Origin of the sequence: Paenibacillus sp. B01 (assembly GCF_009649995.1) — a bacterium.
In the GTDB taxonomy this organism is placed as follows: Bacteria; Bacillota; Bacilli; order Paenibacillales; family Paenibacillaceae; genus Paenibacillus_O; species Paenibacillus_O pasadenensis.
In genome coordinates this window covers 503,049-524,153 of the sequence record NZ_CP045802.1, presented here as the reverse complement: position 1 = coordinate 524,153, position 21,105 = coordinate 503,049, and the positions used below count along the sequence as shown (strand labels likewise).

The following is a 21,105-nucleotide window of genomic DNA, read 5'->3' as shown; positions in this document are numbered from 1 at the left end:
CAAGTCCCCCTTGGCAAGTTATATCTGGATTATGCGCTCGTGAAGCGGTTGCAACAAGGCAGGAACTTCAGGGGTGAGGTTTGATTTTTTCAGGTGTTGGTTCGGCAGCCCCTCCGTCTCGAGACGGAGGGGCCGCCGGGCTTTCGTCCGATTTTCGCGCCGCTATCTTGCCATGATGAATAGCGCATGGTATGTTGGTTCCAGCGAACGGTATTCCTCATCGACAGCTATTACACATTAATCAATACCGTGCATAAGATAGGAGCCATGCGGATGAACGTGCAATTCAAAAAAGGCGTGCTCGACCTGTGCGTCCTCTCCCTGACCGCTTGGGAGGACCGCTACGGCTACGAGCTGGCGGTGGCCATGTCGTCCAAGTTCGAGGTCGCGGTCGGCAGCGTCTATCCGCTGCTCAACCGGCTGACGCAGGAAGGGTACTTCACGACCTACCTGCGCGAATCGCCGGAAGGACCTCCCCGCAAGTACTACAAGTTGACGCCGCTCGGGCATCAGCATCTGATGGAGCTCGTGCGCGAGTGGCGGACCTTCTCGCATGCCGTCGACGAATTGATCAAGGAAGGTGTGGAACGATGACGAGGGAGCATTACTTGAACGAGCTGTGGCAGCAGCTCGCCCCCGTTCCCGAGGCGAAGCGGCGGGAATGGATGTATGACTACGAGGAGCATTTTCGGATCGCGGCGGAGCAGGGGCAGCCGGAGGAGCAGACAGCGGCGGAGCTCGGCGATCCGCGGGCGGTCGCGCGCGAGCTGCTGCTCGGCTACCGCGTCGAGGCAGCCAGCCAAGGAGGCGGAGGCGTGCGGCTCGTCTCGAGGGCGGTGTTCGCCGCGGTCGGGCTCGGCTTTTTCAATCTCGTGTTCGTGCTCGGTCCGTACCTCGCCCTGCTCGGGCTGCTGCTCGCGCTGTGGGCGGTCGCCGGCTCGTTCGTCATCGCCGCCTTCGCGGTCCTGCTGGAAGGATGGACCGGCGACGCGATCGCGATGCCGCTCGCTGTCTTCGGCGCGATGATCGCCGGCGGACTCGGGCTGCTGCTCGGAGCCGCGGCCTATAAGCTGACCGGAGGCATCATGCGGCTGACGCTGAAGTATTTGCTGGCCAACACGAAGATGATGAAAAGGAGCGTGGCGAGATGAACCGCAGCATGAGGAACGTCGTCCTGCTCGGCCTGATCCTGCTGCTCGGCGGCTTGATCGGCGCCGGCGTGACGTTTGGCCAAGGCGACCGGGAGTCGCTCCTCCAGTTCGGCACGGAAGAAGTGAGGCTGAGCGAGGAGGTGCCGGCGGACGGCATCTCGCGCCTTCGGGCGGAGGCCGGCAGCATGGACATCGAGCTGGCGGCAGGCGCGAGCGACGACAAGATCGTCGCGACGATCACCGGCCGCGCGAGCAAGAAGTCGCTTGACAAGATCAAGCTGGAGCTTGATCCGCAAGGCGACGAGCTGACGGTCAAGGGCAAGGAAGGCGGCGTCTTCACGTTCGGCTTCAACATCGTGAACGTGACGATGCGCATCGAGGTCCCGGCGCGGAAGTTCGAAGCGCTGCAAGCGGAGCTCGGCAGCGGCGATATCGACGCCCAAGGGGTCGAGGCCGGGGAACTGACGTTCAAGACCGGCTCCGGCGACATCGAGCTGAGCGGCGTCAAAGGCGGCGTCATCAGCCTGCGGTCCGGCTCGGGCAGCATCGACGGCGAAGGCGTCGTCGCGGAGGAGCTGGCGGCCAAGGCGAGCAGCGGCAACATCTCGCTCGAAGACGTGCTGGCCGCCCTCCAGCTCGATGCGGGCAGCGGCAACATCCGGGCCGAGATGGACCGGCTGGAGCTGCCGGTCACCGCGAGCAGCGGCAGCGGCAACATTACGCTGGCGACGAGAGTCGCCCCGGCCTCCGCGACGGTCCAGTACTCGGTCGGCTCCGGCCGCTTCCGCAGCGACTGGAACGAGGACGAGGACGGCGAGCGCAAATCGCGCGAGCTGGTCTTCGGCGACGGCCAGGTGCAGGTGAAGCTGAGCACCGGCTCGGGCAACATCTCGCTGCGGGAGGAATGACGCCTTCCGGCCGGCCGGCCGGAAGGGCTCCGGCTCGGAGCGGATTGAAGCGCATCGCGAAAAACGAGAAAAAACCGGCTCTTTCCGCCGGTTTTTTCTCGTTTTCACGCCGCTTCGCGTGCTCGGCTACTTCTTCTCGATGGCCGCCTGATAGATGTCGATGTACTGCTTCAGGTTCAGGCCGTCGAAGCCTTTGACATACGCGTCCCAATCCGTGTCCAGATCCTTGTTGCCGATGACGAACTGGGCGAGGTTGGTCATGACGTACTCCTTGATTCCCGTCGTCAGCTGGGCCGCCGTCTCCGTATCCTCCGGCCGCAGGTACGCGCCGGACGGATAGAATTCCGCGGGAGCGTACGGCTCGTACAGCTTGGTCGCTTGGGCGAGCCGCGTCTCGTAGCCCTTCGAGCTGAGCGGGTTCTGGCTGGAGGCGAACGCGTCGCGGAACTCCTTGGACATATCCTTCGGTCCGAGCAGCGACCAGCTGTCGTTGCGGATCTCGTTCTCGTCGGCGGGCGGCAGGTTGTCGAAGCTGTACTTGGCCGGCTTGCCCCAGATGTTGAGCTCGCCCTCCTTCGCCTTGTTCCAGCCGATGCCCTCCTGGACGCCGTATTCGCTCAGCAGCGCGCCTTCCTCGCTGAACGCGTAGTCCACGAGCTGAATCGCCGCGATCTGCTGCCGCTCGGACGCCTTGTTCGTCAGCGCGAAGGCGAAGTCGGTGATGCCCTGCTGCACGCCGGTCAGCTGCACGCCTCCCGGTCCCTTGAGCGGCGGCACGGCGACCCAATGCTGATGGCGCGTGATGCCGTCGTCCCACACATTGACGAGATAGCTGAGCAGCGCCGTCGTCATCGAGCCGACGATCTCATCTCCCTCGCGATTGCCGAGCTGGCTGATCGCCTGGTCGTTCTGCGTGAACGCGGCCGGATCGATGAGCCCTTCCTTGTACAGCTTGCGCATATAGGCGAGGCCCTCCCTCCACTCCGGCTTGTCGGCCGCGAAGCCGACCTGGCCGTCCTGGAGCGTCAGGTACTTGTCGTTGTCGTTATAGATGAAGGCATTCATCAAATAAGCGTCGAAATTGCCGTTCCAGACGTTTTTGTTCGGAGCCCCCGTAAGCGGGATCTCGTCGGCCTTGCCGTTGCCGTTCGGATCCTTCGTCTTGAAGGCCCGGAGCACCTCGTACAGCTCGTCGGTCGTCGTCGGCACCTGCAGCCCGAGCTTGTCGAGCCAGTCCTTGTTCATCCAGTACTTCTCGGAATAAGTGCAGTGGTAGCACTCGTTGAAGCGCGGGATGCCGTAAATGTTGCCGTCGGGAGCCGTCATCGACTCCTTCAAGTACGGCTTCTTCTCCATGAGCGCCTTCAGGTTGGGCGCGTACTGGTCGATCAAGCCGTTGAGCGGAATCAGCACCCCCTGCTTGCTGTACGTCAGCAGGTCGGTGTTGGAGAACTTGCCCTCGAGGAACACCTCCGGGTAGTCGCCGCTGGCCAGCAGCAGCTGCCGCCGGTCCTTGAGCGCGTCCTGCGGAGCGAGATCCCACTTGATCTTGACGCCGAACTTCTCCTCCACCCGCTTCGTATACTCGTTCTCTTCCAGCGGAGCCTTGCCCTGGACGGCAAAAAACGTCATCTCGACCGGCTTTCCGTCCTCCGCCGCTCCCGCTGCCTCGCCCCCGGCCGCTCCGTTCTCGCTGCCGCTCGAGCAAGCTCCCAGCAGCAGGCCCGTCGCCGCCAGCAGCACGGCCAGCCGCTTCCCCTCGCGCTTCCATCCCATACGCTCAGCCCCCTTCGATATGGTCCAATCCAATCATGCGCAGCCTTGCTCCGGCCCGTCCGGCTTTTCGCGGACGAGCCGGCCGTGCTGTCTCCCGCGCCTCCTCCCAGGGAAGAGGCGCGCAGACGGAAAGCCTCACCTCCTTGAAGCCGCGCGCCGGTCAACCCTTCAGCGAGCCGACCATGACGCCCTTGGCGAAATGCTTCTGCACGAACGGATACAGAACCAGCACCGGCACGCTGGCGACGACGATGAGCGCATACTTCAGCGCCTGCTCAAAGCCCTGGTCGCGCATCCCCTTGGTCGTATTGGCCAGCATTTCCGGATCCGACGCGTTCAGGATGAGCAGGTTGCGCAGCACGTACTGCAGCGGGAACAGATGCTCCGACCGCAGGTAGATGAGCGCGTCGAAATAGGCGTTCCAGTGGCCGACCGCATACATGAGCGTGAGCACGGCGAGGATCGGCTTGGACAGCGGCAGCACGACGCTCCACAGGTAGCGGATATCGCGGCAGCCGTCGATCTCGGCGGCTTCCTGCAGCTCGGCCGGAATCGACGTCTGGAAGAAGGTGCGGGCGACGATGACCTGGAATACCGAGAACACGCGCGGCAGCCACATCGCCCAGCGGGTATCGAGCAGATGCAGCTCCTTCACGAGCAGATAGGTGGGAATGAGGCCGCCGCTGAAAAACATCGTCGTCATCATCAGCACCATGAAGAAGCCTCTTCCGGCCAGGCGCCGCTGCGACAGCGGAAAGGCCATGAGCACCGTGAACGCCACGTTCAGGAACGTACCGACGACGGTGTAGACGATGCTGTTCCAGTAGCCGAGCATGAGCTGCGAGCTCTGAAAGATCGAGGCATAGGCCCGCAGCGAAAAATCGACCGGCAGCAGCCACACCTGTCCGGAGACGACCGCTCGCGGAGAGCTGAAGGACGAGCTTACGATGTAGAGCAGCGGATAGGCGACGGCGACGGCGACAAGAGCGAGCGCCGCGTAGATGGCGGCGACGAGCATGCGGTCGCCGATCGGCTCCTTGATGCGCCGGGAGCGGAGCATGGGCATCCTCCCTTCTTTTACCACAGGCTGTTCTGCGACACCCTGCGGGAGATCGTGTTGACCGCGACGAGCAGGATGAGGTTGATGACGGAATTGAACAGGCCGACGGCGGACGAGAAGCTGAAGTTCGCCCCGAGCAGGCCGACCTTGTACACATAGGTCGCGATGACTTCGGAGGTGGCGACGTTGAGCGGGTTCTGCATGAGGTAGATCTTCTCGAAGCCGACGCCCATGATGTTGCCGAGGCTCAGGATGAGCAGGATGACGGTGATCGGCACGAGCGCGGGCAGGTCGATGTGGAGCATCTTGCGCAGCCTCGACGCGCCGTCCATCCTCGCCGCCTCGTACAGCGACGGATCGACGCCGGCCAGCGCCGCCATATAGATGATCGAGGCGTAGCCCATCTCCTGCCAGACGCCGGACCAGACGTAGATGGACTTGAAGAAGCCCGGCTCGCCCATGAAGTTGGGCGCGGTCCAGCCGAACAGGCCGTACAGCCGGTCGGCGATGCCCACATGCGGCGAGAGCATCAGGATGAGGATCGAGACCATGACGACGGTGGAGATGAAATGCGGCGCGTAGGTGACGAGCTGCACCGATCGCTTGAACAGTCCGGTCCGCACCTCGTTCAGCGCCAGCGCCAGCAGGATCGGCACCGGGAAGCCCGCTGCGAGCGAGTACAGGCTGATGAGCAGCGTGTTCTGGATGAGGATCGGAAAGTTCGGCGAGCGGAACAGCGCCTCGAAATGCTTGAGGCCGACCCATGGGCTCCCGAGGATGCCCTGGACGATGTTGAAATCCTTGAAGGCGATCAGGACGCCGAACATCGGAACGTACTTGAAGACGATCAGATACAGGACAGGCAGCAGCAGCAGCACGTACAGCTCCCAGCTGCGCTTGACCCTTGTCCATGCATGAGCCATAGGCATCTCCTTTCGCAACCGCTTGGATGGGACCGGCTCGGCCCGGGCGGCCGGCGTCGCTGATTCGATGGTAGCCCGCCCGCCTCCGCAGCCGCAATGCGTAAGATTCGTTGACTTCACGATTTTCTCCGCGCCGTTTCAGGCCGAAACGGCCGCCATTCCGATCCGGCCGCAGCCGTCTCTGTGACGTCCGCGTCATATTATCTGACCCGATCGGCGAGCGGAATAGAAAAAAGCCTTGCCTGCGCCAAATGGCGTAGGCAAGGCCGGAAGGCCGGAAGGCTGCGGATCACCCGGCGCTCGGTCGCGGCGCCCGCTTGCGGAAATCGCTCGGCGACATGCCGGTATGGTTCTTGAACGCGCGGTTGAAGGAATTGTAGTTGTAATACCCGATGTGCCGGCTGATCTCCTGCAGCGACAGCGACGGCTCGCCGAGCATGCGCTTCGCCTGCTCCATCCGAAGCCCCATCAGGAAGTCGATGAAGTTTTCGCCGAACTGCTCCTTGAACAGCTTGCTGATCGTCTTGGGATGGATGGAGAAGCGATCGCCGAAATAGTCCAGCGACAGCTCCGGGCTGCCGAAGTTCTCCTCCATGTAGGCCCGGATCTGAGCGATCTCGCTGCGGGCCGACTGCGAGTCGCGCAGCTCGCTCATCCGCGCGTCCATCCGCTCCAGCGCGCCGAGGCAGCCTGCCTCCAGCTCGTCCAGCGCCTCCCACTCCCGGTCGAGGGCGAGCAGCTCCGCCTCCGCCTCCTTCCACGCCGTCCAGTACTCCTTGGCCAGCTCCAGGAACATCCGATCCATCTGCTGGTACAGCACCTGCTGCAGGCTCTCGATCTCCTGACGCGAGAAGCAGGACTGGCGGATCTGCGCGTACAGGCTGCGCAGCCGCTCCCTCCAGCCGGGGTCGCCCGTGCGGAACGCCTGGGCGAGCTGCTGGATCGTGCCGAAATGATCATGCAGCGGACTGCCCCCGCTGCCGAGACGATCCGGCGTGATGACCTCGCCCGTGCCGAGCGCGGCCTTGTAGGCCAGCAGGCTGGCGGCGATGTCCGCCGAGCGGCGGATCTCCTCGAGCGGTCCGGCCGGACCGTGCAGCGCCATCGTGGCGCCGAACGCCAGGTTGTCGCGGATCCAGTCCGACGCCTCGGCGGCCAGCCGCCTCGCCTCGTCCAGCCCCGCTTCCGGCGGCAGCCAGACGATCGCGCTCATGCGCCGGTCTCCCGTCCATTCCGCCCAAGCCGCTCCGCCGCCGCCCTGCACCGTCTCCGTCACGACGCTTGCGAGCACGAACTTGAGCATCGCCTGGTCGTGGGCGGTGTAGGCTCGGCAAAAAGCGGCATGTCGGTCGATCTCCAGCGTCCACGCAAACGCCGTCCGCCCGCGGGGCTCGAAGCCAAGACGCTCCAGATCAGACTCCCACTCGGCCTGGGAGATCGGAGCGCCGCCCGCCAGCGCCTCCAGAAAGCGATGCCGCTTGCGCAGCAGCCGGTTCTCCGTGTCCTGCTGCTTGGAGCGCTTCATCTCCTCCATGAGCTGCTCCAGCGACAGGCGGATGAAGCCGAGCTCGTTGCGGTCGGCTCCCGGGCCGTCCTGCGGCACGAGCGAGCTGGAGCGGATCAGCGAGACGAGCTGGCTGATCGGCCGGTAATTGCGGCGGGTGACATGCACGACCCAGGCGATGCCGAGCAGGACGGCGCCCAGCGCCAGCACGAGCCAGACGCTGTACAGGTCGAGCGTCAGCTTCAGCCCTTTGCCCGTCGGGCCGCTGGAAACCGTCCAGCCTGTGTACGGCGAGACATACTGGGCCAGCACGAGCTCGCCGCCGTCCAGCCTCGGCCCGATCGCAGGCTGGCCGCTGCGGTCGGACATGGCGATGAACGTCTGGCCGGGGTCGTACATGGAAGCCAGCTCCTGCCCCAGCTTGGACAGGCTGACGTTTACGACGACGTAGCCCGTCTTGACGCTGGAAAAGCCCGGGTAAGCCCGCACGATCGTCATCACCTCCGCCGGCTTGGACATGGCATACGGCTGGAACGAGCGCTTGTCGCTCCATTGGCCGATCGGCCGCTCCCCGTCGAGATAGGATCGGAGGAAGGCGGCGTCGCGGAACGGCTCGGTCTTGAGCGAGCCGTCGCCGAAGACAAAGCCGTCGCGGGGGCGGTACAAATAAATGGAGTCGATGGCGGGATTGCCGAACGCCCATGAGTCCATCAGCCGGTCCGCCTGCAGGTTGACGAAGACGTCCTCCGCCTCCGCCCGGTAGAAGTCCTTGAGCACGGCGGAGCCGAGGATGTCCTGCAGGATGCGGTAGTCGATGGCGCGCAACGAGTTGTCGGCATGGCGGATCGCCTGCTGCACGAGGAAGTCGTTCGCCTTGGCCGCTTCCTTGCGGCTCTGCTCGTTCAGAGCTTGGAAAAAGACGACGAACAGGATCGACACGACGATGAAAAAAGCGGGAAGGTACGAGAGCAGAAGCTTGCGGAACCAGCTGCTTTTCATGAAGATCCTCCCTTCAGCCATGGTAGACGAAGCCCGAAGCGGCCCTACGGCGCGGCGCTTGCGCGATTAGCGGCCGTTATTCAGACGCGAAGGCGCAGCATAGGCGCGATCGGAGCGGGACGGTCCGCGGCGGGTTCGGTTGCGGGCGCGCGGATGCGGTGGCGGACTCGGGTGCGACGGATTCGGTTGCGGGGGGCGCCGAGACGGCGGTGGCTTCGGCTGCGGCCGCTCCGGTTGCGGGGGTCGCCGAGGCGGCGGCGGACTCAAGTGCGGCGGATTCGGTTGCGGAGGGCGCCGATGCGGCAATGACTTCGGCTGCGGCCGCTCCGGTTGCGGGGGTCGCCGAGGCGGCGGCGGACTCGGCTGCGACGGCTTCGGTTTTGGGGGGGCGCCAATGCGACGTCGGCTTTGGTTGCGTCGGCTTCGGTTGCGGCAGAACGAGGCCGGCCGGGGCTCTCTAGGCTCCGCTTTGCTTTTTTCTCCATGCTAACCTATCCTCCTCTCTCAGGCTACCATACGCAGGAAGACGAGCTTTGCCAATTCTCAACATTCGCCGACTTCACGATTTTCCCCGCCGCTGATCCGGCCTCCGCCGCAGCCCTCTTTTTCGCCGGTGATGCGGCATGCTCCCCCGCTTCGCCCCCTCTCCCTTGCGCCGCGCCGCCTCCCACGCGCTCACGCCGTTTTCCGTCCTGACGCGCGGCTTCCTTGAATCCGGCAGCCCGCAGGAGTATTGTTAGAGGAAGCAGCCGAACCTGCCCCGGCCTCGCCGCGCCTATGCGGCCCGAGGACCGGCAGGCGGCACATCCGAGGAAAGAGGTCCATTCCGAATGAAAAAACGTATCCTGCCCGACCCGCCCGCCTATGTCCTGATCGTCGCCGCCGTCGAAGCGGAGCGGGATGCCGTCGTGCGGGGCCTGATGAAGGCTTGCCCCGAAGAAAGCTGCGGCGAGGCGGAGGGCCCCCTGCGCCGGGTCGGGCGCTACATCGTCGTCGCCGGCGGCGTCGGCCCGGCCGCTGCGGCAGCCAGCACGGCGCTGGCGATCGCCGGCGGGCCGCCGCTGCGCTATGTCGTCAGCGCCGGCATCGGCGGCGGCTTCCCCGGAGCCGCGCCGATCGGCTCCGTCGTCGTCGCGACCGAGATCGTATGCGCCGATCTCGGAGCGGAGACCGCGCAGGGCTTCGCCAGCGTGGACGAGCTCGGCTTCGGCTCGTGGCGCGTGAAGACGGACCGCGAAGTCGCCGAGGCGCTGGCCGAGGCGCTGCGGCAGGCCGGCATGGCCGCGACAGCGGCGCCGGTGCTGACGCTGTCCACGGTGACGGGCAGCGGAGAGACGGCCGCCGAGCTGCTGCGCCGGGTGCCCGGCGCGGCGGCGGAGGCGATGGAAGGCTACGGCGCGGCGCTCGCCGCCTCGATGCACGGCATCGAGGCGATGGAGGTCCGCGCCATCTCGAACGCGGTCGGTCCGCGCGACCGCGACGCCTGGCGCATCGGCGACGCGCTGGCGGCGCTGGAGCGGACGGCCGCGATTTTGCCGGAGGTGCTGAACATCCGATGAAGATGAAAATCGCTTATTCTCCTTGTCCCAACGATACCTTCGTGTTCCATGCCTGGGCGCACGGCCTGATCGCGGGCGCGCCCGAGCTCGACGTGACGTACGCCGACATCGACGTCACCAACGGCTGGGCCGCTCGCGGCGAAGGACCCGAGGTCATGAAGATCTCGTATGCCGCTCTCCCCTACGTGCTGGACCGCTACGCCCTCATCCCATGCGGCGGCGCGCTCGGCCGCGGCTGCGGCCCGCTCGTGCTGACGGCCGGCGGCGGCCGGATCGCTGCGGAGCGGGCGGAAGTTGGCGGCGCGGCGGAGCCGACCGCAGGAACGGATCGGCGAGAAGCCGGAGATGCTGCGGCGAGCTCGCAAGGCGGCAGCGGCGCAGCGGCACGCCCGTCGGCCGACGCGTCAGCCGGAGCGGCTCGCTCCCATGTCGGCGCTGCTGCGCCGGGCATGGACCCGTCCTGGCTGAGCGGCCGGACGGTCGCCGTGCCGAGCGACCGCTCCACGGCGTACCTGCTGTTCCGGCTGTGGACGGCGCAGCAGATCACCGGCGAGCCGCCGCGCATCGTCGTCCTGCCTTTTCACGAAATCATGCCCGCCGTCCGGGACGGCCGCGTCGATGCGGGCCTCGTCATCCACGAGGCGCGCTTCACCTATCCCGACTACGGCCTGACGCTCATGGCCGACATGGGCGTCTGGTGGGAGGCCGACACCGGCCTGCCGATCCCGCTCGGCGCGATCATCGCCCGCCGCGGCATGGACGTCGAGTCGCTGGCCCGTTGGACGCGCGCCTCGGTCGAATACGCTTGGGCGCATCCGGACGAATCGGCGGGCTATGTACGCGAGCACGCCCAAGAGATGTCGCCGGACGTCGCGCGTTCCCACATCGCGCTTTACGTCAACGAGTTCACCCGGTCGCTCGGCGAGGACGGGCTGGCCGCCGTCGAGTCGCTGCTCGGCCGCGCCGCCCGCGAGGGCCTTGTCCCCGACTTCGACCCGGCGCTGCTGCGGAGCTAAGCGCTGCGCGAATGTCCCGGTGCGGAGCCTTTGCGGGGATGGCGCCGCGGTCCTCCTGGCCATAAGAGCAATCAGCCTCGAACAGCTGCGATCCGCCCTGATTCGCAGCTTGGATCGGGGCTTTTTTGCAGCTATTCGAGCGATAAACCATGCCGGCCTCTTCGTCGCGCTTCGTCCCGATCGCGTGCATCGCACCTTCGCTCCAGCGGAAGGCGCTCCGTTTTGCAAGCGGCTTCTCCGGTCGATACATGACGGCTGCTGACGACGAATCAGATCGTTAGCAGCCCTAAATGGGACAGCTTCAAAATCTAACGACGCGCGAGGAGCTTAGCCATGCCAAAACGCCGGAAAAACATGCGGAAAGAGGCGAATTGCTAGTCTAAGCGTCTGAGGAGTCGTTCGATTTTTGGAGACGCGAAAAAAGGGCGGCTAAGCGTCTGAGGAGTCGTTGGCATCGAATGGGAAGCGCATGGTTCTCCAGGCGAGCGCCGTTCTCAACTCTCTATTCAGCCTCCCTCACGGCTTGACATGACGAGGCGGCTCAACTAAACTCAATATATGAACAAATGCTCATATATTATCAAGGGATAAGGAGGCTCATGATGAGTCATGAACCGGATCTAAGGCGCAGAGTTGGAAAGGACACGCCTCCATTCGAAAGCACGCGCAGCCTTGGGCAGGCAGAGCCAGGGCAAACCCACAACCATGACCACCTCAGCCGCTCCCACGACGGACACAGCCACGCCCGCTCTGCCCATAGCCGCTCCCACGACGGACACAGCCATTCCCACTCAGGCCATAGCCACTCCGGCAACGGACACAGCCACTCCCACGCGGGCCATAGCCACTCCCACAATCACGGCCACTCCCACGCCGGGCACGGTCATTTCCACGGAGGCGGGAGCGGCAACAAGCGCGGACTGCTCATCGCCCTCCTCATTACGACCGGCATCATGGTGCTGGAGTTCGTCGGCGGCCTGGCGACGGGCAGCCTGGCGCTGCTGTCCGACAGCGGCCATATGCTCAGCGACGCCGGCGCGCTGCTGCTGAGCCTCGTCGCCGTCGGCTTCGCCGCCCGCCCTTCCTCGCCGAAGCGCACGTTCGGCTTCCGCCGGTTCGAGATTCTGGCCGCCTTGTTCAACGGCGCGACGCTGATCGCCATCGCGATCTTCATTGTCGTCGAGGCTTGGGGCCGATTCTGGGAGCCGCCGACGGTCGCCAGCCGCTCGATGCTGCTAATCGCCGCGGTCGGGCTGCTCGCCAATCTCGCCAGCGCCTGGTTCCTGATGCGCCAGGGCGACGTGAAGGGCAACGTCAACCTGAAGAGCGCCTATCTGCATGTGCTCGGCGACGCTCTCGGCTCGGTCGGCGCGATCGCGGCCGGGGCGCTGATGTGGGCGTTCGGCTGGTACTGGGCCGATCCGGCGATCTCCGTGCTCGTGTCGCTGCTGATCGTAAAAAGCGCCTGGGGCATGCTCCGAAGCACCGTCCATATCCTCATGGAAGGCGCTCCCGAGACGGTGGACACGCAGCGGGTGCAGCTCGAGCTGGAGTCGCTGCCCGGCGTCATCGACGTGCATGATCTCCATATCTGGACGATCACCTCCGGCTTCGACGCCATGACCTGCCATCTGCTCGTCGAGGACGACGCCGACAGCCGCCGCGTCCTGCAGCAGGCGATCGCCCTCCTGCGGGACGGGCACGGCATCCGCCACTGCACGATCCAGATCGAGGATTCCAGCGTCCGGCACGAAGAGCTCGGCTGCTGATCGCTCCGGCATTCGCCCCGAGTCCAGCCGCGAGGCCCATTGCCTTGCCGTTCCGCGTCAAAAGCCCACCCAAACGGGTTTCCCCGCCGGATGGGCTTTTGGACTTTTCTTTCCTCAAACGCGGATGAACTGAATGACGCCTATCGTAAATAGAAGTAGAACCAGCACGGCCGCGCCGATGCCGATGCCGATTAAAAACTTACCCCCGAGCCCGGTGTCCCTGCGCCCGACCGGCCCATATCCCCGCTCCGACGTCGCCAGCTCCCGCTCCTCCAACTCCTCGACCCGCCGCTTCAAGTCCTGCACTTCCCGCTCCAGATCCATAGATGCATCCCTCCTCGCCCTACCCTATCACAGTTCATCCGGATTTTGGAAGATCACAGAAACCTTTCCATTCCCTTTACGTCTAAAGGAAAGGAAAATAAGAGCCCCGCTCCTCAGGCTCCACTACAGCGCCAAGGAGAGAGAATTCATGCTGCATCACATCGAACTATATGTCTCCGATCTGCAAAAGTCCGCTTCCTTTTGGGGCTGGTTCCTCGGCGAGCTCGGGTACGAGCCCTTTCAGGAATGGCCGGAGGGCCGCAGCTGGAAGCACGGCTCGACCTACCTCGTGTTCGTGCAAGCGAAAGAGAAATACTTGGACGTGCCGTACCACCGTGCCCGGGTCGGACTGAACCATCTCGCTTTCCACGCCGCCTCGCGCGAGCAGGTGGACCGGCTGACCGACGAAGTCCGCGCCAGAGGAATGAACCTGCTCTATGAAGACCGCCATCCCCATGCGGGCGGGGCGGGGACGTACATCCTCTTTTTCGAGGATCCGGACCGGATCAAGGTCGAGCTCGTCGCGCCGGCCGAGGAGCAGAGACTGCCCGAATGACCGATCAAAGGAGATGAGCTTATGAAGCCTGTCCGCCATGCTCATGCAAAAGCCCCCCTCGGAACGAGGCGCGCCGGCCGCAGCGCGCTCGGAATGCTGCTCGCCGTGCTCCTGCTGTCCGGCTCGGCTACGACGCCCGCAGCGGCTGCCGAGCCGGCAGGGTCCCAAGCGCCCGCAGCGGCCGTCAAGCCGACTGCTTCTCCCACGCCAGCGACCTCCTTTAAGGAGCTGGCCGCGTCCTGCGGTCCGAGCACGCTGAAGTCGGTGCTAATCGGCGGGGCAAGCGGCGTCGACGACCAGTTGTACGGAGCCCGCAAGGAGGATGCCGCGCGGATCAAGAAGGTTTGCGGGATGGTGCAAGCCTTTGCGAAGAAAGGCAAGCCCGTCAAGGCTTTCGATTCTACGCCTTACAGCTTCTTCTATGGACTCAGCCTGACCTTCTCCAATAAGGGCGATGCCTCCATCTTCGGCTCGACCGGCGGCCTGTACCTGGAATCCGGCTCCACCTTCCTGCAGCTTGACGACATCAGCGTGTCGAAAGACTACAGCTCGCTGTTCGTCAGGAATGAGGAAATCGCCGAGATTCCCGCGACCGCTCGCTTCGGAGAGAAGATTCGGCTGAAAGGACATGATCCGCTCCTTTTCTCCCCGGAGCTCTTTGTGTATTGGACGCCAAATGCCGAAACCTATTCCTCCTCCTCGGATTCATCCGGTTATCCCTATGACCACTCCCTGCTGATCGGCACAGGCACGCAGCAATTCGGCTACTACGACTTCTCCATCACGCTGCCCGCCTATGGCAAAGCAAAGGATGGAACGATGAAATTCCTTGAATCAAAAGGTTCTCTCAGCCTATACGTCGCCTATGGAGGCAATGGCAGCCGAACGTTAGGGGAGATGTCGCTGCTCCCCGCCGCCGAGCCGTTCCTGTCCGTGGACGGCAAGCCCGCGCTGGACGCGGCGCTGCGGCCCATCCTGCGGGAAGGGCGCGCCCTGCTGCCGCTGCGCTCCATCGCCAAGCTCGCCGGCAAGTCCGTCGTCTGGGACAAGGCGTCGTGGAGCGCGCTCATCCGCTCCGAGCCGCCCGCTCCGCGCAAGGGCGCCTACTCCTTCCCGCAGCTGTGGATCGACGGCAAGCTCGCCGCTCCGGAGCTGCAGCCGATTCTGCGCGACGGGCTGACCTACGTGCCGATCCGCGCGCTGACCGCGGCGTTCGGCATCTCCGTCTCCTGGAATGCGGCCAGCCGCAGCGTCGATATCGAGCTGCCCTGAGCTATGGTATAATGGCCGGAGCCAAGCCCGATCCGGGCCATCCCCCTTTGCAAAGGAGCGCCGCCGCCATGGCCTATATCCGACCTCTCCATACCGATGCCGACTTCCAGGAAGCGCTCGACGAGCGCATCCCGGTCCGCGTCTTCCGCGACGACCATATGGTCGAGTCCGGCAGCTGCATCGTGCGCTTCGACGAGCGCACCGTCGTGCTGCAGTCGGGCGTCGCCGATCTCGCCTACCACGCGCGGGCGCAATGCGAGTTTTTCGAGCTGCGCAAAAAAAGCTGAACCTGCTCGGCTCACGCGCGCGGCGGAACTCCCGCATGCGCGGTCCAGATTTAAATCAAGCAAAAAAAGCCTGCCGCTTCGGCAGGCTTTTTTGCACTATTTAAACCATATACTCCAAGCCTACATCTGAAGCTGCTTGAGGTTGTAGAATTCGCCCTTGCGCGCGATCAGCTCGTCGAACGTGCCGACCTCGGCGATGCGTCCGCGCTTCATGACGACGATGCGGTCCGCATGGCGGATCGTCGAAAGGCGATGGGCGACGATGAACGTCGTGCGCCCCTGGATGAGCTGCTGCATCGCCTGCTGCACATGATGCTCGGAGGCGTTGTCGAGCGCGGACGTCGCCTCGTCGAGCAGGATGACGCTCGGATCGCGCACGAGCGCGCGGGCGATCGCGATCCGCTGGCGCTGGCCGCCGGACAGCTTGCCGCCATGCTCGCCGACCATCGTGTCGATGCCCTTCGGCAGGCGCGAGACCATCTCGGTCAGATGCGCCCGCTCCACCGCCTCCATCACCTGCTCCTCCGTGATGCCCTGCAGGCCGTAGGTGATGTTGTCGCGGATCGAGCCGGAAAACAGGATGTTCGTCTGCGGCACAACGGCCAGATGGCGGCGGTACTCGGACAGATCAAGCGCGGACAGCGGCACGCCGTCGACGAGCACCCGTCCGGAGGTCGGGTTCAAGAACCCGATGACGAGGTTGAGGATCGTCGACTTGCCCGCGCCGGACTCCCCGACGAACGCGATGCACTCGCCCGCGCGCACGTCGAGCGATACTTCCTCGAGCACATGCTGGTCGCCGTCCGGGAACTTCAGCTGCACGTCCTCGAAGCGGTACTCCCCGCTCAGCCGGGTCAGCTTGAGCTTGCCGGCGTTGTCCTCGATGTCGGTCGAGCGCAGGATCTCCGTGATCGAGGAGATCGACTCCGTGCCCTTGGCGATCATCGGGTAGACGTTGATGAGCGCCGTGATCGAGCCGAGGATCATGCCGAAGTAGCCCTGGTACATGACGATGTTGCCGACCGGGATGCTGCCCGTATAGGCGAGATAGGCGGTGAACAGCAGGCAGACGACCTGCACGATCTGGAACGTCACCCAGCCGGAGGCGCCGAAGTACGCCTCGACGAGGTCCATCCGGTACCCCTTGCCCTGCAGGCGCCGCAGCGTCGTGTCGATGCGGTCGATCTCGACCTGCTCGAGCCCGTGCGCCTTGGTGACGGGGATCATCTCCACCATCTCGGAGACGTGGCTGCTCATCGTCTCGATCTCCTTGCGGAACTCGCGATTGCTCTGCCGGATGCGCCGCTTGAACATCTGCATGACGCCGATCGCCGCCGGCACCGTCAGCACGTAGAAGAGCGAGACGAGCCAGTTGGAGTAGAGCGTCAGCCCGAAGGCGATGACGACGTTGAAGATGGCCGGGATGAACGCCAGCATGAGCTGCTTGCTCATGCCCTCGACGGCCTCGACGTCGCGCAGCACCTTGGACTGCAGCCGGCCGGCGGCGAGCTCGCGATGCGAGTTGATCGACAGCTGCTGCAGCTTGCGCACCATCGCGCCGCGCAGGCCCGCCTCGACCGAGCGGATCGCGCGGCTGAGGAAGCTGACGTAGGCGGCGTGGGTCGGGATGTTCTGCAGGACGACGGCGATCAGCACGGCGAAGTTGATCCACAGCTCCCGCAGGCTGTGCTGGTCCGGCTGCGCGACGATGTTGATCATGTTGGCCGTCACGATCGGCAGCACGTAGACGGGCAGGCTTTTGACGAGGAAAAAGACGATCGAGATCGTCAGGTTGAGGAAGTTCCCCTTGTACAGCGACATCAGATACTGGAATGCCGTCCGGTTCTCCGTCGTCGCCGCCTGCTGGAAGGCGCTCTCGAAGGAAGCGCTGGAAATCGGGGCCGGCGCGGTCCGGTTCATCATGTTGGATCATCCTCTTCCGTTAGGCTAACACCCGTTCGACAGGTCAAAGGAAGAATAAGAGATGGCCGGGCTCGGTGTCAATGGCCTGCATGCGGATGAGAGGGGACGAAGAAAGGAGGTCGAATTAGAAATGGAATAGTACTGGAAGGGGACGACATCGCCCCCGCAGCCGAACGATCTCGACCGAAAAAGGGACCTCTCCGCGCCTGATGGGCGGGGAAGGTCCCTTTCTCAAGTTGATCTTAATCAAAATCAAGGGTCACCGTAAGCGTGCTCTTGTCAAAGCCGACAATTCCGCCAAATGCTTCGGCGATGAATCGCACATTGACATACATCAAGTCATCATCGTCTGACAATGACGGACCTTGAATGAGCTTGATTTCCTTGCCGTTGATCGTCCCGGTCATTTTGCCGGCGGTCAAAGTAACGGTTGTCGTTTCGTTCTTGGCGGTCACCGTTTTGGTCTTGTTGTCGAATTCAGCATTCAGGTCCAGAGCTTCAAAAAAGGAACGAAACGGAACCATCGCCGACCCGCTTGGCGGGATCACGGCCTTCAGCTCGGCAACCTTGCCGTTGATGACAATCGCAGGGCGATGAATTCCGTCGTTATTCGATGGAGCTTTAGCAGCCCCTGCCAACCCGGCCCCAAAAACAGACAGTCCGACGATCAATGCCAGAAAGAGTACTTGGATTCGACGAGACAATTTTCTCAGCCCTTTCAAGATAAGGATCATATTCTCAAATGAGTAGACGCGATTTCCTCGAAAAGGTTGCTTTGTCAATCACAAGCAATTTCCACTGTATTGTTCGCATCCCGAGTAACGTCGCATGATCCACCAGAGGTGCGGAGAAGTTAGCCGATGTCCTTCCATCGACAGCCTTGATAGCCGATTCAGAAGGAGTATTTGCAATTTATTTTACAGATCCATTTATCAATCGGCTCGACTTATCCCGGCAGGAAAGCGTCAGCTCTTGATCGCGCCCGCGGCGATGTCGGAGATGAACTGCTTGCTGACGAACAGGAACAGGACGATGAGCGGGATGACGGCCAGCAGCGTGCCGGCGATCACCATCGAGTAGTCGGACAGATAGATGCCGTTCAGCGAGGCGAGCGCCACCTGCAGCGTGTACTTGCTCTCGTCGGTGAGGATGATGAGCGGCCACAGGTAGTCGTTCCACGCTCCGATGAACGTGAAGGCGCCGAGGAACGACAGCGCCGGCCGCAGGATCGGCAGCGCCACGTTCCAATAGAGGCGGAAGAAGCCGCAGCCGTCGATGCGGCCCGCGTCCAGCAGCTCGCTCGGCACCGACTCCTGGGCGTACTGCCGGATCCAGAAGATGCCGAATGCGTTGGCCATGCCGGGGATGATGAGCGCCTTGAACGAGCCGACCCAGCCGAGCTTGGCCATGATGACGAACGACGGCACGAGCGACAGCTGGGCCGGGGCCATCATCGTGGCGAGCAGCAGCACGAACAGGATTTTTTTGCCGGGAAACTCGAACTTCGCGAACGTGAACCCCGCCAGCGAGTCGAAGAACAGCACGAGCGCCGCGCAGGCCGTCGCGACGAACAGCGTGTTCCAAAACGCGCCGAAGAAGTCGATGTTCTCGAACACGCGGGAGACGTTGTCCCCGAGCTTCGTGCCGAACCACAGCTTCGGCGGGAAGCTGTAGATGTCCGCTGTCGTGCGGGTCGCCATGACGAGCAGCCAGTAGAACGGGAACACGGAGAGCAGCAGTCCGGCCGTCAGGCCGACATGCAGCAGGATCGATCGGGCTTTCATCTCACTTCACCCCCTGGTCATGGGACGGCCGGCCTTGGACGAACAGCCAGTTGACGATGGAGAAGAGGGCGATCAGGATGAACATCCCCCACCCGACAGCCGCGCCGTAGCCGAAATAGTTGTGCACGAAGGCTTCCCGGTACAGATAAAGGACGATCGTAAGGCCGCCGCCCCCGGCGCCGCCGTCGTTGCCGACGAGCACCTGGGGCTCGGTGAACACCTGCATCCCGCCGATGGTCGAGGTGATGAGCGTGAACAGGATGATCGGCCGCAGGTTCGGAACGGTGATGCGGAAAAACGCCTGCACGCCCGAAGCCCCGTCGATCTTGGCCGCTTCGTAGAGCACGGTCGGGATGCTCTGCAGCCCGGCCAGGTAGATGATCGCGTTGTAGCCCGCCCAGCGCCAGATGACCATGACGGAGATCGCGAGCTGGATGCCCCAGGTGCGGTTCAGCCACTCGATGGAATTCAGGCCGAGCAGGTTCAGCGTGTAGTTCAGCAAGCCGTAGTTGTTGGAAAAGATCGTGCCGAAGACGATCGCCACCGCGACGAGCGAGGTGACGTTGGGCAGGAAGTAGCCGACGCGGTACAGCGTCCGCATCCGCACGAACGAGGAGTGGAGCAGAAAGGCGACGACGAGCGCGAGGAACAGCATCGGGATCGTCGAGTAGATCCAGATCAGCAGCGTGTTGCCGACGGCTCTCCAGAATTCCGGATCGGTCAGCATGAAGCGGTAGTTGTTCAAGCCGTTGTAGCTCATCCGTCCGATTCCGTCCCATTTCTGGAAGGAGAGGTACATGGAGAAGGCGATCGGGAACAAGCCGAATACCGCGAACAGAATGTAGAACGGCGATATGGCCAGGTATTCCTTGCGATGCTTCCAGATGCGGGCGGCCAGGCCGCCCTCGGTCCGTCTGGACGAGGGGACGCGGGCGGGCTCCGGGTTCAGCATAGGTTTTCCCATCGGATGACCTCCTGTCAGCCATTGGTCTGTGGATGCGGCGGCCGGCGGACCGCGCCCGTCAGCGCAGCAGCTCCTTGCGGATCCGGCTCAGCGCGTCGCGCCACGCCTTGTCGGGGTCCTTGCCCTGCAGGGCGACCGAGTTCAGCTCGCGCAGGGCGATGCCGTTCACATTGGTGAATTTGTCTCCAAAATAAGCGGGCTTGACGCCCCGAGCGGATTCCGCGAAGATTTGCCCAGTCGCCTGATCGCCGAAAAACGGCTCCTTCTCCTGCAGGATGGGATCGTCCAGCGCTTTCGCCGCGGACGGGAACAGGTTGATGTTCTTGTACGTCCGGATCTGGTTGTCGGGGCTCTGCAGGTAGCGGATGACGTCGAACGCTTCCTTCGGATAGCGACTCGACTTCATGATGGCGAGGAACGATCCGCCGTTGTTGCCGTCTCCCCCAGGCGCCCGGGCGACGCGCCATTTGCCGGCCGTATCCGGTGCGCCCTGCTCCAGGATCTCCTTCATCCAGACGGCGCCGACAAAGGAGGCGATGCTGCCGTTGTTCATGGCGGCGTTCCACTCGCTCGTGAAGGCGTCCGCGTTGCCGGCCAGCTTCATCCGCGCGGCCTGGACGGCGAGATCCCACGCCTTTTTCACCGACGATTCCGGCTTGTCGCCGATGAACTCGCCGTCCGTGGAGAAGTAGATGCGGTCCGACTGGGCGTTGAACTGCGTGTAGATGTTCTTGACATTGTCGAGCAGCTTGACCTTGCCGCCAAAATGGTCCTGGAGCTGCCGGCCCGCCTGGAGGTAGCTCTCCCAGGTGCCGAGCTCCCGCTGGACGTCGGCCGGCTCGGACGGCAGGCCGGCCTCGGCGAACAGATCCGCCCGGTAGAACAGCGCGGTCGGGCCGGTATCGATCGGCAGCGCGATCATCGTCCCTTCCGCGGTGACGCCGAAGTTCCATTTCCAGTCGAGAAAGTCCGGCTCGATCTCCTTGGCGCCGAGCTCATACAGATCGTAGAAGCGGTCCGAGCTGACGAACAGCTCGGAGACCCAGTCGTTGAAGGCGACGATGTCCGGTCCGTCCGTGCCGGCGGCGAGCGTCGTCTTCAGCTTCGACTTGAAGTCGCCTCCGATCTTCTGGGCGTTGATCTTGATGCCGGGAAACTTCTGTTCGACCGATTGGATGAGTCCGTCGTCGAGGCTGCGGTTCCAGTACCAGAGCGTAAGCGTCTTCGTATTCTCGGCTGGAGCCGGGCCGCCGCAGCCGGCGGCGACCAGGGCGAGCGACAGCAACGGCAAGCCGATCCTTCGGAATTTGACCACTCCGCCATTCCTCCT

19 protein-coding genes are annotated in these 21,105 nt (G+C 63.8%); 9 read left to right on the top strand and 10 right to left on the bottom strand.

The window, feature by feature from the left end:
- The first annotated feature begins 273 nt into the window (after window positions 1-273).
- The 3 genes from GE073_RS02315 to GE073_RS02305 are packed head-to-tail and all read left to right on the top strand — an operon-like array spanning window position 274 to window position 2,059.
- Window positions 274-594, top strand: coding sequence for a PadR family transcriptional regulator (locus GE073_RS02315; RefSeq protein WP_153782691.1), 321 nt, complete (start codon window positions 274-276; stop codon window positions 592-594).
- Window positions 591-1,151 (top strand): HAAS signaling domain-containing protein, encoded by a 561-nt coding sequence (locus GE073_RS02310; protein WP_028599436.1) that lies wholly within the window; start codon window positions 591-593, stop codon window positions 1,149-1,151. Before GE073_RS02315 ends, GE073_RS02310 begins: the two co-directional genes overlap by 4 nt.
- Complete coding sequence (locus tag GE073_RS02305; protein ID WP_153782690.1) at window positions 1,148-2,059, top strand: DUF4097 family beta strand repeat-containing protein; 912 nt, start codon at window positions 1,148-1,150, stop codon at window positions 2,057-2,059. The genes GE073_RS02310 and GE073_RS02305 overlap by 4 nt, the downstream gene beginning before the upstream one ends.
- A 126-nt stretch (window positions 2,060-2,185) precedes the next feature.
- Here GE073_RS02305 and GE073_RS02300 read toward each other — a convergent pair whose 3' ends face one another.
- The 4 genes from GE073_RS02300 to GE073_RS02285 form a co-directional block, all read right to left on the bottom strand.
- Window positions 2,186-3,835: an extracellular solute-binding protein gene (locus tag GE073_RS02300; protein ID WP_153782689.1), complete on the bottom strand. Its 1,650-nt coding sequence runs from the start codon at window positions 3,833-3,835 to the stop codon at window positions 2,186-2,188.
- Window positions 3,836-3,995: 160 nt separating this feature from the next.
- Window positions 3,996-4,895 (bottom strand): carbohydrate ABC transporter permease, encoded by a 900-nt coding sequence (locus GE073_RS02295; protein WP_153782687.1) that lies wholly within the window; start codon window positions 4,893-4,895, stop codon window positions 3,996-3,998.
- Window positions 4,896-4,912: 17 nt separating this feature from the next.
- Window positions 4,913-5,824, bottom strand: coding sequence for an ABC transporter permease (locus tag GE073_RS02290; RefSeq protein WP_043111471.1), 912 nt, complete (start codon window positions 5,822-5,824; stop codon window positions 4,913-4,915).
- A gap of 283 nt (window positions 5,825-6,107) precedes the next feature.
- The gene (locus GE073_RS02285) at window positions 6,108-8,321 is read right to left on the bottom strand and encodes an AraC family transcriptional regulator (protein WP_194843248.1); all 2,214 of its coding nucleotides are present in this window, start codon (window positions 8,319-8,321) and stop codon (window positions 6,108-6,110) included.
- Between the two features lie 830 nt (window positions 8,322-9,151).
- On the opposite strand from GE073_RS02285, the gene GE073_RS02280 reads away from it, so the two are divergent.
- The 3 genes from GE073_RS02280 (at window position 9,152) to GE073_RS02270 (ending at window position 12,665) form a co-directional block, all read left to right on the top strand.
- On the top strand, window positions 9,152-9,880 hold the full coding sequence (locus GE073_RS02280) for a futalosine hydrolase (protein WP_153782683.1): 729 nt from the start codon (window positions 9,152-9,154) through the stop codon (window positions 9,878-9,880).
- Window positions 9,881-9,882: 2 nt separating this feature from the next.
- Window positions 9,883-10,896, top strand: coding sequence for a 1,4-dihydroxy-6-naphtoate synthase (locus GE073_RS02275; RefSeq protein ID WP_028599429.1), 1,014 nt, complete (start codon window positions 9,883-9,885; stop codon window positions 10,894-10,896).
- A 602-nt stretch (window positions 10,897-11,498) separates the two neighbouring features.
- A complete protein-coding gene (locus GE073_RS02270) occupies window positions 11,499-12,665 on the top strand; it encodes a cation diffusion facilitator family transporter (protein ID WP_084137383.1) in 1,167 nt (388 codons plus the stop codon).
- Window positions 12,666-12,779: 114 nt separating this feature from the next.
- Here GE073_RS02270 and GE073_RS02265 read toward each other — a convergent pair whose 3' ends face one another.
- Window positions 12,780-12,989, bottom strand: coding sequence for a hypothetical protein (locus GE073_RS02265; RefSeq protein ID WP_028599428.1), 210 nt, complete (start codon window positions 12,987-12,989; stop codon window positions 12,780-12,782).
- Between the two features lie 148 nt (window positions 12,990-13,137).
- Between GE073_RS02265 and GE073_RS02260 the strand changes: the two genes are divergently transcribed.
- From GE073_RS02260 to GE073_RS02250, 3 genes are all read left to right on the top strand, one after another.
- Window positions 13,138-13,545: a VOC family protein gene (locus tag GE073_RS02260; protein ID WP_028599427.1), complete on the top strand. Its 408-nt coding sequence runs from the start codon at window positions 13,138-13,140 to the stop codon at window positions 13,543-13,545.
- A 21-nt stretch (window positions 13,546-13,566) separates the two neighbouring features.
- The gene (locus GE073_RS02255; protein WP_028599426.1) at window positions 13,567-14,817 is read left to right on the top strand and encodes a copper amine oxidase N-terminal domain-containing protein; all 1,251 of its coding nucleotides are present in this window, start codon (window positions 13,567-13,569) and stop codon (window positions 14,815-14,817) included.
- 68 nt (window positions 14,818-14,885) lie between these two features.
- Window positions 14,886-15,104, top strand: a complete 219-nt coding sequence (locus tag GE073_RS02250; protein ID WP_028599425.1) for a hypothetical protein — start codon at window positions 14,886-14,888, stop codon at window positions 15,102-15,104.
- Window positions 15,105-15,224: 120 nt separating this feature from the next.
- Here GE073_RS02250 and GE073_RS02245 read toward each other — a convergent pair whose 3' ends face one another.
- The 5 genes from GE073_RS02245 to GE073_RS02225 all read right to left on the bottom strand — a co-directional run bounded on the left by GE073_RS02245 (window position 15,225) and on the right by GE073_RS02225 (window position 21,090).
- Window positions 15,225-17,027, bottom strand: a complete 1,803-nt coding sequence (locus tag GE073_RS02245; RefSeq protein ID WP_228551236.1) for an ABC transporter ATP-binding protein — start codon at window positions 17,025-17,027, stop codon at window positions 15,225-15,227.
- 242 nt (window positions 17,028-17,269) lie between these two features.
- On the bottom strand, window positions 17,270-17,809 hold the full coding sequence (locus GE073_RS02240; protein WP_127464475.1) for a copper amine oxidase N-terminal domain-containing protein: 540 nt from the start codon (window positions 17,807-17,809) through the stop codon (window positions 17,270-17,272).
- A 183-nt stretch (window positions 17,810-17,992) separates the two neighbouring features.
- The gene (locus GE073_RS02235) at window positions 17,993-18,811 is read right to left on the bottom strand and encodes a carbohydrate ABC transporter permease (RefSeq protein ID WP_028599422.1); all 819 of its coding nucleotides are present in this window, start codon (window positions 18,809-18,811) and stop codon (window positions 17,993-17,995) included.
- Window position 18,812: 1 nt separating this feature from the next.
- Complete coding sequence (locus GE073_RS02230; RefSeq protein ID WP_028599421.1) at window positions 18,813-19,775, bottom strand: carbohydrate ABC transporter permease; 963 nt, start codon at window positions 19,773-19,775, stop codon at window positions 18,813-18,815.
- A 58-nt stretch (window positions 19,776-19,833) separates the two neighbouring features.
- Complete coding sequence (locus GE073_RS02225; RefSeq protein ID WP_028599420.1) at window positions 19,834-21,090, bottom strand: ABC transporter substrate-binding protein; 1,257 nt, start codon at window positions 21,088-21,090, stop codon at window positions 19,834-19,836.
- Window positions 21,091-21,105: the final 15 nt, after the last annotated feature.